General features: G+C 60.8%; 12 protein-coding genes. 6 read left to right on the top strand and 6 right to left on the bottom strand.

What is annotated here, in order from left to right; translation table 11 throughout:
- The first annotated feature begins 41 nt into the window (after positions 1–41).
- Genes glgA through murF form a run of 3 tightly spaced genes read left to right on the top strand, consistent with a single transcriptional unit; the run spans position 42 to position 3,625 of the window.
- Positions 42–1,514 carry a glycogen synthase GlgA gene (gene glgA / locus KBY49_RS03670; RefSeq protein ID WP_254933395.1) on the top strand — a complete coding sequence of 491 codons (1,473 nt, stop codon included), beginning with the start codon at positions 42–44 and terminating at the stop codon, positions 1,512–1,514.
- Between the two features lie 9 nt (positions 1,515–1,523).
- A complete protein-coding gene (locus tag KBY49_RS03665; protein ID WP_254933394.1) occupies positions 1,524–2,219 on the top strand; it encodes a hypothetical protein in 696 nt (231 codons plus the stop codon).
- Positions 2,219–3,625, top strand: a complete 1,407-nt coding sequence (gene murF, locus KBY49_RS03660) for a UDP-N-acetylmuramoyl-tripeptide--D-alanyl-D-alanine ligase (protein WP_254933393.1) — start codon at positions 2,219–2,221, stop codon at positions 3,623–3,625. Before KBY49_RS03665 ends, murF begins: the two co-directional genes overlap by 1 nt.
- A gap of 88 nt (positions 3,626–3,713) precedes the next feature.
- On the opposite strand, the gene KBY49_RS03655 is transcribed toward murF, so the two are convergent.
- Together KBY49_RS03655 and KBY49_RS03650 are read right to left on the bottom strand one after the other, a co-directional pair.
- On the bottom strand, positions 3,714–5,228 hold the full coding sequence (locus tag KBY49_RS03655) for a cryptochrome/photolyase family protein (protein ID WP_254933392.1): 1,515 nt from the start codon (positions 5,226–5,228) through the stop codon (positions 3,714–3,716).
- Positions 5,219–6,394: an FAD-binding domain-containing protein gene (locus KBY49_RS03650; protein WP_254933391.1), complete on the bottom strand. Its 1,176-nt coding sequence runs from the start codon at positions 6,392–6,394 to the stop codon at positions 5,219–5,221. Before KBY49_RS03650 ends, KBY49_RS03655 begins: the two co-directional genes overlap by 10 nt.
- A gap of 189 nt (positions 6,395–6,583) precedes the next feature.
- On the opposite strand from KBY49_RS03650, the gene KBY49_RS03645 reads away from it, so the two are divergent.
- The gene (locus KBY49_RS03645) at positions 6,584–6,865 is read left to right on the top strand and encodes a hypothetical protein (RefSeq protein WP_254933390.1); all 282 of its coding nucleotides are present in this window, start codon (positions 6,584–6,586) and stop codon (positions 6,863–6,865) included.
- On the opposite strand, the gene glmU is transcribed toward KBY49_RS03645, so the two are convergent.
- The 4 genes from glmU to KBY49_RS03625 form a co-directional block, all read right to left on the bottom strand.
- Positions 6,858–8,207 (bottom strand): bifunctional UDP-N-acetylglucosamine diphosphorylase/glucosamine-1-phosphate N-acetyltransferase GlmU, encoded by a 1,350-nt coding sequence (gene glmU, locus KBY49_RS03640; protein WP_254933389.1) that lies wholly within the window; start codon positions 8,205–8,207, stop codon positions 6,858–6,860. The genes KBY49_RS03645 and glmU overlap by 8 nt on opposite strands.
- A gap of 34 nt (positions 8,208–8,241) precedes the next feature.
- Positions 8,242–9,537, bottom strand: coding sequence for a 3-phosphoshikimate 1-carboxyvinyltransferase (gene aroA / locus KBY49_RS03635; protein ID WP_254933388.1), 1,296 nt, complete (start codon positions 9,535–9,537; stop codon positions 8,242–8,244).
- A 64-nt stretch (positions 9,538–9,601) separates the two neighbouring features.
- The gene (locus KBY49_RS03630) at positions 9,602–10,042 is read right to left on the bottom strand and encodes an Rrf2 family transcriptional regulator (RefSeq protein WP_254933387.1); all 441 of its coding nucleotides are present in this window, start codon (positions 10,040–10,042) and stop codon (positions 9,602–9,604) included.
- A 2-nt stretch (positions 10,043–10,044) separates the two neighbouring features.
- Positions 10,045–11,613 carry a UbiD family decarboxylase gene (locus KBY49_RS03625; RefSeq protein WP_254933386.1) on the bottom strand — a complete coding sequence of 523 codons (1,569 nt, stop codon included), beginning with the start codon at positions 11,611–11,613 and terminating at the stop codon, positions 10,045–10,047.
- Between the two features lie 52 nt (positions 11,614–11,665).
- Between KBY49_RS03625 and KBY49_RS03620 the strand changes: the two genes are divergently transcribed.
- Positions 11,666–12,448 (top strand): 2-phosphosulfolactate phosphatase family protein, encoded by a 783-nt coding sequence (locus tag KBY49_RS03620; protein ID WP_396099312.1) that lies wholly within the window; start codon positions 11,666–11,668, stop codon positions 12,446–12,448.
- A 40-nt stretch (positions 12,449–12,488) separates the two neighbouring features.
- Positions 12,489–13,307 (top strand): carbon-nitrogen hydrolase family protein, encoded by an 819-nt coding sequence (locus KBY49_RS03615; RefSeq protein WP_254933385.1) that lies wholly within the window; start codon positions 12,489–12,491, stop codon positions 13,305–13,307.
- Positions 13,308–13,348 lie beyond the last annotated feature (41 nt).

Here is a 13,348-nt window from a genome sequence, read left to right as displayed (position 1 = left end):
GCAGCGCCCGTAGAGTTGGTGCCGAATCTTGAGCCACGCTGATGCGCGTCTTGTTTGCGGCCGCCGAATGCGCGCCGATGATCAAGGTGGGAGGCATGGGGGATGTGGTGGGTTCCCTGCCGCCGGCCCTCAAGGCCCTTGGCCACGACGTGCGAATCATTCTGCCGGGATACGGCAAGTTGTGGGCCCTTCTGAAGGTGCCCCAGGAGCCGGTTTGGCGCGGCCACACCATGGGCAACGACTTTGCCGTCTACGAGACCAGCCATCCCACCAATGGCTTGCCGATCTACTTGGTGGGCCATCCCGTCTTTGATCCAGAGAGGATCTATGGCGGTGAAGATGAGGATTGGCGCTTTACCTTCTTTGCCAGCGCAACGGCCGAGTTCTGTTGGCACCACTGGAAACCCCAGGTTTTGCATTGCCACGATTGGCACACGGGGATGTTGCCCGTCTGGATGCACCAGGACCCAGAAATAAGCACGGTTTTCACTATCCACAACCTCAAATACCAGGGCCCTTGGCGCTGGAAGCTGGATCGAATTACCTGGTGCCCCTGGTACATGCAAGGGGATCACACCATGGCAACGGCCCTGCTCTACGCCGATCGAGTTAATGCGGTGTCTCCCACCTATTCGATGGAGATTCGCACTCCCGAATACGGAGAGCACCTCGATGGCCTGCTCAATTTTGTCAGTGGCAAGTTGCGGGGCATTCTCAATGGCATCGACACGGTCGATTGGAATCCGGAAACGGATCCGGCCCTGCCAGCCGCCTTTAGCGCCAAGAACCTCGCCCCCAGGGCCAAAAGCAAACGGGCCCTGCAGGAGCGTTTTGGCCTCACGGTCAACCCCCGCACCTACCTGATGGGCCTGGTCAGCCGTTTGGTGGACCAGAAGGGTGTTGACCTGGTACTGCAGGTGGCTGATCGAGTGCTGGCCTACACCGACAGTCAGTTTGTGGTGCTGGGCACCGGCGACCGTTCCCTCGAGTCCGCCCTTTGGCAGATGGCGGCCCGCTATCCCGGTCGCTTTGCCGTTTTCCTCACCTACGACGATGCCCTGTCGCGGTTGATCTATGCGGGCAGTGATGCCTTTTTGATGCCGAGTCGTTTTGAGCCCTGTGGCATTAGCCAGATGCTGGCCATGCGCTACGGCTCCATCCCCGTGGTGCGGATGGTGGGTGGTTTGGTGGATACGGTGCCGCCCAACGATCCCCTGGAGGCAACGGGCACCGGTTACGGCTTCGACCGCTACGAGCCGATCGATTTCTACACAGCAATCGTGCGCTCCTGGGAGGCCTATCGCAACCAGGACAGTTGGCAGGAGCTGCAACGGCGAGCCATGGGAGTGGATTTCAGCTGGGCCCGTTCCGCCCTTGCCTACGACGAGATGTATCGCGATGTCTGTGGGGTTAAGGAACCCACCCCCGAGGCCTCCGCTGTGGAGCGCTTTTCCCAGGGCCAGGATGCCGATCCGAGCCGCAGGGGGCTTGCTTCCCTGCTTAAGCGCCGCTAAGCCCAGTAGGTGATCCCGCCTAACTCCTCCCAGGTCGGCGGCCCGCCCCTGCCGGTGCCCTATGAAAACCCCTGGGGCCGGCTGGCGGGGGATCTCGTCGCGGTCTTCGCCAGTTTGCGCCTCCAGTTGCGGGCCCTCTGGCGGCGTAACCGGGAAGGCGACCTCCCCTCCCCAAGCTTTTGGCCCCGGGATTTGGCCCCGCTCTTTTGGCCTGGCCTATTGCTGGGCCTTTTGGCCTTAGGACTGGTTCTGGTGCTGGCGTTGGCCGGTGGTTTGCCCCGGGCCGCTTCTTCTGCTACTGGCCCCCAGCCTGTGCCGGAAGCCCAGCCTGTGCAGGAAATTCAACCCGAGCCAGAACTTCAGTCCAAGCCAGATCCCCAACCCACGGCAGCGCCCCAGCCTTCAGCCCTGGCAACAGAGGCCCCTGAACCGCTGCTCACCCTTTTTGCAGAGCAGGATCCCAAGGGCATGATCGTTTTGGCTACGGCCGAGGGGGATGGTTCGGTATTGAGCTTGGGCGTGGCAGCAGCCTTCACCACGGCCACTGCCAGGCAGCAGGGGGACCTGGCCCGGCAGTGGCTCGAGCGGGCCCAGCAACTGGGCTTTGACCGACTTGAGATTGTGGATTTACAGGGCAGAACCATTGGTCGGCAGGCCCTTGTTGGTTCCGGCATGATCCTGCTTTCACCCCAGCATCTCTCCTGATGGAGCTTCGCCTTAGCCAACTGGTGAACCTCTGGGGTGAGCCTGCCACTGGCGCAATCGCAGCTGATGCTGTTGTCTCTGAGATCACTACCGACAGCCGTCAGGTGGTTGCTGGTGGCCTGTTTGTACCCTTGGTGGGGGAGCGTTTCGACGGCCATCGCTTCCTGGCCGAGGCCCTGGCCGCCGGTGCCCATGGCCTGGCCCAACTTGATCGCTTCGAACCTGCCGAAGTCGAAGCACTGCATGCCCAGGCCCAGCAGGCGGGCTGTTGTCTTTGGTGGGTAGGCAACAGCCTGGCCGCCTATCAGCAGTTGGCGGCACTTTGGCGGCAACTACTAGCTCTGCCCGTGGTGGCGGTTACGGGTTCAGCCGGCAAAACCAGTACCCGCGAGTTGATTCGTGCTGCCCTAGCTCCCCTTGGCCCGATCGGGGCGAGCAGTGGCAATGAAAACAACGACATCGGCGTGCCCCTAACCCTGTTAAACACCAGCCCCGAGCAACGGGCAGTGGTGGTTGAGATGGGCATGCGTGGCCCCGGGGAGATCGGGCGCCTAAGCCGCTGCGCCAGTCCTTCGGTGGCGGTAATTACCAACATCGGCACGGCCCACATTGGTCGCTTGGGCAGCCGCGAGGCAATTGCCCAGGCCAAGTGTGAAATCACCACTGCCCTTGATCCCGATGGGCTTGTCGTTATTCCTGCCGGTGATCCCCTTTTGGATCGAGCCCTGGCAGCGGTCTGGAGCGGCCGGGTGCTGCGGGTGGCCATTGCTGGGGAGGGCTTTGAGGCGCAAGCCGATTGGCTTGGTTGCCTGGATACGGATGCCGGCACCATGGCGATTCAAGGGGTGGTTTTGCCATTGCCCCTGGAGGGCAGGCACCATGCCCGAAATCTCCTATTGGCCCTTGCCGTAGCCCAGGAGTTGGGCCTGGAGCCTGGCCAATGGCAGCCCATCAGGGTGGATTTGCCTGGGGGCAGGAGCCACCGACTCGAAATCGGAGGGGTGCAGGTTCTCGATGAGACCTACAACGCCTCGCCGGAGGCGGTTTTTGCTTCCTTGGAATTGCTCCAATCCCAGGGAGGTCGCCGTTTCGCCGTGCTGGGAACGATGCTTGAGCTGGGTGAATTGAGCCTGTCGTTGCACCGAGAAGTGGTTGAACGGGCGCTTTGCTTAGGCCTCGATGGCCTCGTGATTGTGGATGCGGGCGTAGAGGGCCGGGTAATGCTGGAGGCGGCGAAGGGCTTGCCATTGCTGGCCCAAGTTGGCTCTCCGTGCGAGGCGGCCCAACAAATCGCCCATTGGCTGCAGCCCGGAGATCACCTGCTGCTTAAGGCCAGTAGGGGAGTTGCCCTTGAGCAATTAATTCCCTTGCTGCGGGATTTGCTGGAAACCCCGCCTACCCCCTAGGCGCCATGATGGAAATGGATCGGCATTTCACGATGTTGATGTCTTAGGGCAGGGGCCCCGGGTGGTGGTTCACCTGGGGTCTTTCCGTTTAAAGGGGCAGGGTCACCCTGGTGATGAAGGATTCACCAAGGTTGAAGAGCCGATCACGCTTGCTGGGCTCCATCCGATCGAGCAGCGACACCATCATTGAGAGCCTGGGATTTGATCGAAAAAAGGATCGATGCCGATCGATGAAGCGCCAGTAGAGGCCATCCCAGATCTCACACCAGGGCCCGCGCTTTGCCCCTCCCATTTTGAGTATGTAGTTGGAGCCGCAGATATAGGGCTTGGTGGCAAAAATGCCGCCATCACTCATTAGCCCCATTCCATAGACGTTTGGCCCCATCACCCAGCCGTAGGAATCCAGGTAGCGCTCCATGAACCATCCGTAGACTGCCCGTGGCTGGATTTCACATAGCAGCATTAGGTTGCTGATCACCATTAGGCGCTCGATGTGGTGGTTGTAGGCCAGGCGATTAACCTTTTCTATGGCGGCATCCAAAGGTGGTAGGCCCGTGGTGCCATCGTTCCAGCATGGGCCCAGTTGGCGATGGTGATTCCAAAAGTTTGTCTCGCGTTGGCGTTCGCCAAACTCCAGGTCTATGCCCCGTATAAATTCCCGCCATCCAATAATTTGCCTGAGGAAGCCCTCCAATGAAGCAATTGGAATGGCCTCAGCTTTGGCATGTTCAAGGGTTGCTTCTAATACATCTTCTGGATCTAAAAGGCCGCAATTGAGCAGGGGGGATAGCAATGAGTGCTGGAGGGTGTCGTGCTGGAGGCTGAGGGAGTCTTCATAGGGGCCAAAATCCCTAAATCTTCCCCGTAAAAATGCCGTTAACCACTCTTTAGCCCCCCTGTGGTCATAGGGCACATATAAATCCCCCAGCTCCCCTGGATTGCCTGCAAAATAGTCATTGATTAGCTGCCTTAGGGGCTGCTCATGGCGACTGGGGGCAACCGCAGGTAGGGCAGGTTCTTCGTAGCCCTTGGGCAGCTTTAGCCGGTTTTCAGTGTCGAAGCTCCAGCGTCCCCCGATCGGGCTGCCATCGGCTTCTAGAAGCAGGTTGAGACGCTTGCGCTGTTGTTCATAAAACCGTTTCATAAATGGACGTTTCTTGCCGCTGAAATCCTGCTTGCTTACTGCAGCAGAGCTCAAAAATGCTGGCGATGGCAATATCTCTAGATCAATCTCTTTGCTTAGACAAAATTCTGCCAACTCCTTTTGAAATGGGGGGTCTGCTATTTCAGCAACCCTTAGGCATGCTTTCTCGCCTTGACCCTCGCCATTGAGTAATGCTTGGCTGAGCCGCTCAAGGAATGGCGTTTTGATTGAGTCTTGAAGCTCGAAGTAGTGGACCTCAATGCCAGCATCTTCTAGGGCATCGCGAAAGCAGCGCATTGCTGTAAAGCAGTGCAGTAGGCGTAATTTGTGATATCTAAATTGACTCGCGATGGCCAGATCTTCCACCATGATCACCCTGTCGGCCTTGCTTAGCAACAGGGGGCCTTCACAAAGCCAGCCCCGGTGTAATTGATTGCCGAGAATTAGGGTTAGGACCATAATTTCAGATAACTGCCTCTGGGATCATAGATTTTAAGTTGCTTTTCCAGATCGAAGTACCTTGGACCGGCGCTGCCAAAGCTGCGGGGGTCAGCTCCAACGCCAGCCAAATAGGACCAATTGCCAATGTTTTGGCTTGGAGTTGAATCGATTAGTTGCCATGCAAACCAGCGGGCTCCCCAAAGCCATGGCAGTCGCAGCCGATGAACAAAATCCGAGGCCACCCATTGGCGCACGCGATTGGAGAGATAGCCAGTGCTATTGAGCTCCTTCAGGGCTGCATCAATTAGTGGATTGCCACTGTTGCCGTGGCACCAATTGGCAAATAGATCCCGATCCTCAAGGTATTCATAGGAGCGCCCTTGGATGCCACCAAGCTGATCAAAGTTTTTGGGATTGGCGAGCTCCAGCCAGATGAAAAACTCCCGCCAAAGCAGTTCCTGTTGCATCGCCTGGGAACCTTCATCTTCGCCGTTTATGGCCTGATAACTCAAAACTTCTGCCCAGATTCGACGCACCGACAGGGTGCCGATCGAGAGCCAGACCGAAAATTTTGATGAAAACCCCACCCCTGACAGGCCGTTGCGGGTTTGCTTGTAATTCCTGAGGCCCGCACTGCCGTGCACAAAGTGCTGCAGGTGCCTTAGGGCGCTTAATTCATCACCGGCAAAGGGAAACGAGCTGCGGCTATCGCCATCACTTCGGCTTGCCCCATCGATCGCCGCATCTATTCCCGAATTGCCCCCTATGGGGGCTTCAACCTCAACCGGGCCGTTGGCCGCTAGTTGGCGGCGAAAGTCCGCAAAGACCCGTGGAAAGCTCTCGAGGGGGATTGGCGGGCTTGCGAAGAGCCGGTTGGGCCCACAGCGCCCAACTTCGCTGACCCCAGCAACCAATTCAGATTGATCCTCAAGCCATTCAATCCCTAGGGATGGCAGCCTCGCCTTAAGGCCTTTAATCGCCTGCTTTGTCAGCTTGCTTTGGTGGGGCCCTTGCAGGGGCCGGGCTTGGCTGGGGCCTCCCGTAACTCCCAGGCGAAGCGACTTAGGGTCGCCCAGCTCGGCCATGGCCATGGCGCTTGCCATCGCTCTGGCCAGGGAGGGTTGATCGTCGAGGCGCCACTGGCCCTGAAGATCCACTACTACCAGCGGTCTTTGGGCAGCCATGGGCAGATTTAGCGCTTGCCCAGGTCGGTGGGGCGGCTCACCACATAGACCACTGCGCCCGTGAGCAACAGGCCGACGGCAATTAGGCCCGCAATTGCTCCGCTGAAGTCAGTGCTTTCCATGGTTAACGGCTCAACTGGTTCAACCTAGACGCCGGGGTTGCGCCGGGAGTACGACCGTACTACCCTAATGATACAGATGTACTTCACCTGCGTGGCCCCCTGGCAAATCGATCCCGCAGTCGAGACCCTGCGGCAAGCCAATCCCAAGCGCTTCCACGATGCCCGGCCCGGCCACCTGGCTGTGGTGGCGATGGCGGGTAGGCCCTGGTTCATCGGTCGGGTATGCGACATAAGCCGCCCCGTTAGGGGGCCGATATCTAAATACGCCCAGGTGCTCAACATCGACAGCGGAGATATGGAGCGCATCCCCCTAACGGGGATCGTCGAGTTGCTGGCTGCCGCTAACTAGGTTCGGGCCAGTCGGTCTTGATTACTTGCTTGGAACGCCCCAGGGCCAACGCCCCACTGGGCACATCCTTGGTGATGGTTGATCCGGCTCCCACCGTTACGTTGCTTCCGAGGGTTATGGGGGCCACGAGTACGGAATTGGCCCCGGTCTTGCTGCCTGAGCCAATAACGGTGCGGTGTTTTTGCACGCCGTCGTAGTTAGCGGTAATTGTGCCTGCCCCCACGTTTACCCTTTCGCCCAGGTCCGCATCGCCGATGTAGCTCAGGTGGTTCACCTTCACCCCCTCGCCAAGTTGGCTGTTCTTGATCTCCACAAAATTGCCGATGTGGCAACCGGTTTCCAGCTTTGTGCCCGGCCTTAATTGGGCGTAGGGACCAATGGCGCAGTTATCCCCCACCACCGCCTCGCGAATCACCGAATAGAGCACGGAAACATTGGCTCCCAGGCTGGCGTTTTCCAGGAATGTGCCTGGGCCGATTCGGCAGCCATCCCCCACCACGGTTGAGCCGCGCAAATGGCATTGGGGCTCAATCACCACATCACGGCCAAGCCGGCAGTTCTCGCTGAGGGTGCAGCTGGCGGGGTCCACAAAGCTCACCCCCTCCGCCATCCAATGGCGCTTAAGTCGCTCCTGGAAGACCGCCTCGCATTGGCTTAGTTGCAGTCGGTCGTTGATGCCATTGATCTCATCTGGATCTGCCACCTCCATGTGCATGGCAGGTTGGAGCAGGGCGACGCTGTCCGTCAGATAGAGCTCGCCCTGGTCGTTATCAGTGGTGAGATGGGGCAAAACCTCCGCCAGTTTTTGCCAGTTGAAGCAGTAGATACCCGCATTGGTGAGGTTGTTGAGCCGCTGTTCGTCTGAACAGTCGCGGTGCTCAATGATCTGGCTAACTGCCCCATTTTGGTTGGCAAAAACCCTCCCATAGCCACTGGGATCCTCCAGACGTGCCGTCAAAAGGGTCACCGCCGCCCCCGAGCTCCGATGCTGGCCAAGCAGTTGCTCCAGGGTCTCGGGGCGCAGCAGTGGCACATCACCATTCAGCACCAATAGGTCGCCCCCAAAGCCCTGGAGCGGATTAAGTAGTTGTTGTACGGCATGGCCAGTGCCGTTCTGGGGTTGTTGCAGCACAAACTCCAGCCCGGCCAGCTTCGCCAAGGACTGCTCCACCTTGGCGGCCTGGTGACCAACGATCAGGATTCGCCTCTCCGGGGCCAGGTGCTGGCAACTGGAGAGCACGCGCTCCACCAGGGTTGCCCCCGCCAGGGGTTGCAACACCTTGGGCAGGTCGCTTTTCATGCGGGTGCCTTTCCCGGCGGCCAACACGGCAACGGCGAGCATCAGGGGGTGGGGCGACTGCGCCGGAATCTAAGGGTTAGTTACGAAGGCGGGCCAGGTCGTTCCAGAAGCTTGGATAGGAAACGGCAGCGGCCTCGGGCCGGTGCAATTTGCTGTCGCCCACTGCCACCAGCGACGCCACAGCCAAGCTCATGGCGACCCGGTGATCGGTCTCGCTATCTAGCTCCGCACCCTTGAGCTTCTGCCCTCCCACAATCACCATCCCGTCTTCGAATTCCTCGATCTGGGCCCCCATGGCCCCCAGTTGGCGAGCCATTACGGCCAGGCGGTCGGTTTCCTTGACCCGCAGCTCGCCGGCATCCCTAACCCGGCTAACCCCTGTGGCGTAGCAGGCGGCCACCGCCAGCACGGGAATCTCATCGACCAGTCGGGGAATTAGTTCGCCGCCAATGTCAAAGGCCTGTAGTGGGCCATGGGCCACGTGCAGATCCCCCACCGGTTCCCCTGCCACATCCCTGCTGTTTAAGACGCTGATGCGCGCCCCCATCTGTTCGAGAACCTCAAGGATGCCGGTGCGACTGGGATTCAATCCCACATTCTCGATCTTCAGCTCCGCTCCTGGCGTGATGGCGCCGGCCACCAGCCAGAAAGCGGCCGAACTGATGTCACCCGGTACCACTACATCCTGGCCCCGCAGGTTGCTCCCAGGACGGATGGTTATCTCGGTGCTGTTGGTTCCACCTACCTCCAGGTCGGCGCCAAAGGCCCGCAGCATCCTTTCGCTGTGGTCCCGGGATTGGGCCGGTTCAATCACCGTGGTTTCGCCTGTGGCCGTAAGGGCGGCCAGCAAAATCGCACTTTTCACCTGGGCGGAAGCAACCGGGGTGTGGATGGTGCGGCCATGCAGTTGGCGGCCCTGAACCGCCAGGGGGGCAAAGTTGCCGTCCAGGCGTCCGTGGATCAGGGCCCCCATCTCCGCCAGGGGTGCTCCTACCCGCCGCATCGGCCGACCCCGCAGGGAGTCGTCGCCAGTGAGCACAAAGTGGCGGCCTGCCCGTCCGGCCAGCAAACCCAGCATCAACCTCATGGTGGTGCCGGAATTACCGCAATCAAGGACGTCGCCGGGCTCGAGTAAGCCATCTAGGCCAACCCCCTGCACCTCCACCGTTTCACCGGCCCTAATTGCTGAGACCCCAACCCCCATGGCCCTCAGGCAGTCGGCCGTGCTCAGGGGATCCTCCGCAGGCAGCAGGCCATCGATTCGGGTGGTGCCTTCGGCAATGCCCCCAAACAGCAGGGCCCGATGGGAAATCGACTTGTCACCCGGCACCCTCACCTGGCCCCTCAGGCTGCCGACCCCGGGCAGGGACATGGGGGCCGATTGGTCTGGGGCTTGGGCCAATGGGGATGGGCGAATTTACTGATCCTATGGAGATCTATCCCAGTAATAGGCCGCCGTCTTCCTGTCTGCTCGCCAGGGCACTGCGTAGGTCGAAGTAGAGGTCTTCCACCGTCAGTTCGGCCAGGGCCCTTTGTTGGGCCATTACCAGGTGGCGCTCGAGGCTGCTTGTCACCTGATCGGCAGCTGAGATCTCTGAGGCATCAGCAGGATTTAGCGGTTCTGCTTGGCGGGCCACGGCCCCAAGGACCAGGCCGATGGAGATCTGCTGGGCTGGTCTCGCCAGGCGGTAGCCCCCGAGCCGGCCCCGACGGGCCTGCAGCAGGCCGGAGCGCCGGAGCTTCAGCAGCACCTGCTCCAGCATTGGCTCCGGTAGTTGCTGGGCCCTGGCCAAATCAGCCGTGGATCGCCATTGCTGGGGGCTGGCAGCCAGTTCAATTAGGGCCTTGACGGCCTGGGCACCAGCTTTGCTGAGCATGGTTAGGCACGGCTTTTTGCCAGCCTCTCGAGCACATGCTCGAGGGTGTAACCAAACAGGGCGGGGTCGGGTTCCTGCCCTGCTAAATCGGCGAGCCCCAGTTCGTCCCAGCGACTGTCCACCTGAGCCTCTAGCTCCGCCGGCCGGCCGAGCGCTTCGCCCCAATCGTGGCGTTTTTCTGGTCCGATTTTGGTGGTGGCATCGATGGCCAATCGCCCGCCCAGGCCCAGCCGCTCGCTGGCGAAATCCAGGGAGTCAAAGGGGGTGTCCTCGAGCACAAAAAGATCTCTTTGGGGATCCACTTGGGCGCTAATTGCCCAGATCACCTGGCGGGGATCGCGAATGTTGATCTGTTTGTCGACCACCACCACAAACTTTGTGTAGGTGAATTGGGGGAGGGCACTCCAGAAGGCCATGGCTGCCCGCTTGGCCTGGCCCGGGTAGGCCTTATCGATGGCGATGATGCCGAGCTTGTAGCTGAGCCCTTCCATCGGCAGGAAGAAATCGACGATTTCCGGAATTTGCTGGCGCAGGATTGGCGTGTAGATCCTGTTGAGGGCAATTGCGAGCATGGCCTCCTCCTTGGGGGGCCTGCCGCTGAAGGTGGTGAAGTAAATCGGGTTGCGTCGCTGGGTGATGCACTGGAACCTGACCAGGGGCGACAGTTCTTCTCCACCGTAAAAACCCATGTGGTCGCCGCAGGGTCCATCACCCAGCTCTTCGCCGGGGGTGATCGTGCCTTCGAGCACCAGCTCGCTGTGGGATGGCACCTCCAGGTCCACGGTTTTGCACTTCGCTAGTCGAACCCCCTCTCCGGCATAGAGGCCCGCAAACAGCCATTCGCTCAGTTGCACCGGAATAGGGGTGGCTGCGGCCATCACCAGCAGGGGATGCACACCGATGGCGATGGCGATCTCCAGGGGCTTGCCGAGGGCCGCTGCCTTGCGCAGGTGGCGGGCGCCGCCCCTCACGCTCAACCAATGAACGGTCATCGTGTTGATCGACTGCTTTTGCAGCCTGTAGACCCCCACATTTGGCACGCCGGTTTCCGGGTCCTTTGTGATCACCAGCCCCAGGGTGATCACCTTGCCCGCATCCCCTGGCCATGGCCGTAGTAGGGGCAGGGCATCGAGGTCTACGTCGTTGCCCTTGAACACCTGCTGCTGGCAGGGGGGGATCAGGTCCCGATCTGGTCGTGCCTTGATCAGGTCCCAAAGTACTCCGCCGAAGCGGGCGGCTTCGCGTATCCCTTTAGGGGGTTTGGGCTGCTGCAACAGGGCCAGTCGCTCTCCGAGGGCCTCGAGCTCCAGGGGGGTTTCCATACCCATGCTCCAAAGCACCCTCTCCACGGTGCCCAGCAGATTCACTGCCACGGGCATGGTGGAGCCGATCACATTTTCAAACAGCAGGGCTGGCCCCCCCATCGCCAATACCCGGTCGGCGATGGCCGCCAACTCCAGGTCTGGATCCACCGGCGCGGTGATGCGGCGCAGCTGGCCGCGTTGCTCAACTAGTTCAATGAATCCGCGCAGGTCACGGCGGCTGCGTTGGGGGATTGCCGTCGCTGGCATCGGGCTTGACCGGTGCTTCCTACTGTGGCGCACCCAGGTGGAGCATGTGCCCGTGCAAATTTTTTACTTCCCTACCTCCGAGGCGGTGCCTACGCAGCCCGCGACTGCAGCCAATGGGCCAGAAGCTCCCGATGCAGCTGTCGTCATCGACGTCCTGCGGGCCACCACCACCATTGCCTGGTCGCTTCAAAACGGTGCTGAAGCCATCCAGGCCTTCGCAGACCTGGACGAATTGGAGAGCGCCGCTGCGGCTTGGCCAGCAGACCTTTGTTTACGGGCAGGTGAGCGGGGTGGCCAGCGGGTAACTGGCTACGACCTGGGCAATTCCCCCCTGGCTGTGACGCCGGAGCTGGTGCGGGGCAAACGCATTTTCATGAGCACCACCAATGGCACCCGCTCCTTGGCCGCCGTAAGGCAGGTGCCCCTGCTGCTTACGGCCTGCTTGCCCAACATCAGCGCCGTCGCCCGCCGCTTGATTTCGGCCGCCGCCCAGCGGGTTTGGATCGTCGGCAGTGGCTGGGAAGGGGACTATTCCCTGGAGGACAGCCTGGCTGCGGGGGCTGTGGTCTCGGCGTTGATGGAGCAGGCAGGCCCTGGCCAACCCGAAATTGCCAATGACAACGGAGTGGTTTGTGGCAACGATGAGGCCCTGGCTGCCCTTGCCCTCTGGCAGCAATGGCGCCATCAGCCGGAGGCCTGCCTGCGGGCCGCCAGCCATGGCCAACGCCTGATTGGGCTGGGTAATCACGATGCCGATTTCGCCTGCTGCGCGGCCATCGACAGCCTTGAGGTGGTGCCGATGCAGGTGGAGCCTGGGGTGCTCAAGGCCAGCTAGGCCCTCGCCCCTAAAGTTGGTCGATTACTCAGGGCCTCTGGTGAGCAGTTTTTTGGCGGCAGCAGTGCAGCTCACCAGCACCTCTGATCCCACGCGAAACTTCGCCGCCGCCGAGGAGCAGATCGAGCTGGCGGCCCGCCGAGGGGCGGATTTGGTGGGCCTGCCGGAGAACTTTGCCTTCATGGGCGATGACTCCCAGCGGCTGGAGCTCGCCACCGACCTGGCGGACCAGTGCAGTCGCTTTTTGGTGACGATGGCTCGCCGCTACCAGGTGACCCTGCTGGGTGGGGGCTTCCCGGTGCCGGCCGGCAACGGCCAGACCTACAACCGGGCGGAACTGGTCAGTACGGAAGGGCAGCTATTGGCCCAATACGACAAGATCCACCTTTTCGATGTGGACTTGCCCGATGGCAATACCTATCGGGAATCGGCCACTGTTAAACCTGGCGATGCCTTGCCACCGGTGGTGGAGGTGCCCGGGCTGGGCCGCATTGGCATCTCCATTTGCTACGACGTGCGCTTCCCGGAGCTTTATCGCTACCTGGCCAGCCAGGGCGCCGATGTGTTGATGGTGCCTGCGGCCTTCACGGCCTTTACCGGTAAGGACCACTGGCAGGTGTTGCTCCAGGCCCGGGCCGTTGAAAACACCGCCTATGTGGTGGCCCCAGCCCAGGCCGGCAACCATTACGGCCGTCGCCAAAGCCATGGCCATGCCCTTGTTATTGATCCCTGGGGCACTGTCTTGGCCGATGCAGGTGTGGCACCTGGTCTGGCCGTAGCCCCTGTGGATGCCGGCCACGCCACCAGGGTTCGGGCCCAGATGCCAAGCCTCAAGCACCGCAGGCCCGTACTTTTCTGATGCCATGCCTGGAAAAACCACTTTCCGCCGAATGGCGATGG

Source organism: Cyanobium sp. WAJ14-Wanaka (assembly GCF_024345375.1).
Lineage (GTDB): Bacteria > Cyanobacteriota > Cyanobacteriia > PCC-6307 > Cyanobiaceae > Cyanobium_A.
The sequence above is the reverse complement of the archived record's forward strand: the minus strand, read 5'-3'. Positions and strand labels throughout refer to the sequence as shown.

Coding starts and splice junctions, on each gene's coding strand:
- KBY49_RS03645 (WP_254933390.1), top strand. CDS start 6,584: ATGATACAGATGTACTTCACCTGCGTGGCCCCCTGGCAAATCGATCCC.
- KBY49_RS03650 (WP_254933391.1), bottom strand. CDS start 6,394: ATGGCTGCCCAAAGACCGCTGGTAGTAGTGGATCTTCAGGGCCAGTGG.
- glgA (WP_254933395.1), top strand. CDS start 42: ATGCGCGTCTTGTTTGCGGCCGCCGAATGCGCGCCGATGATCAAGGTG.
- KBY49_RS03625 (WP_254933386.1), bottom strand. CDS start 11,613: ATGCCAGCGACGGCAATCCCCCAACGCAGCCGCCGTGACCTGCGCGGA.
- KBY49_RS03630 (WP_254933387.1), bottom strand. CDS start 10,042: ATGCTCAGCAAAGCTGGTGCCCAGGCCGTCAAGGCCCTAATTGAACTG.
- murF (WP_254933393.1), top strand. CDS start 2,219: ATGGAGCTTCGCCTTAGCCAACTGGTGAACCTCTGGGGTGAGCCTGCC.
- glmU (WP_254933389.1), bottom strand. CDS start 8,207: ATGCTCGCCGTTGCCGTGTTGGCCGCCGGGAAAGGCACCCGCATGAAA.
- KBY49_RS03655 (WP_254933392.1), bottom strand. CDS start 5,228: ATGGTCCTAACCCTAATTCTCGGCAATCAATTACACCGGGGCTGGCTT.
- aroA (WP_254933388.1), bottom strand. CDS start 9,537: ATGTCCCTGCCCGGGGTCGGCAGCCTGAGGGGCCAGGTGAGGGTGCCG.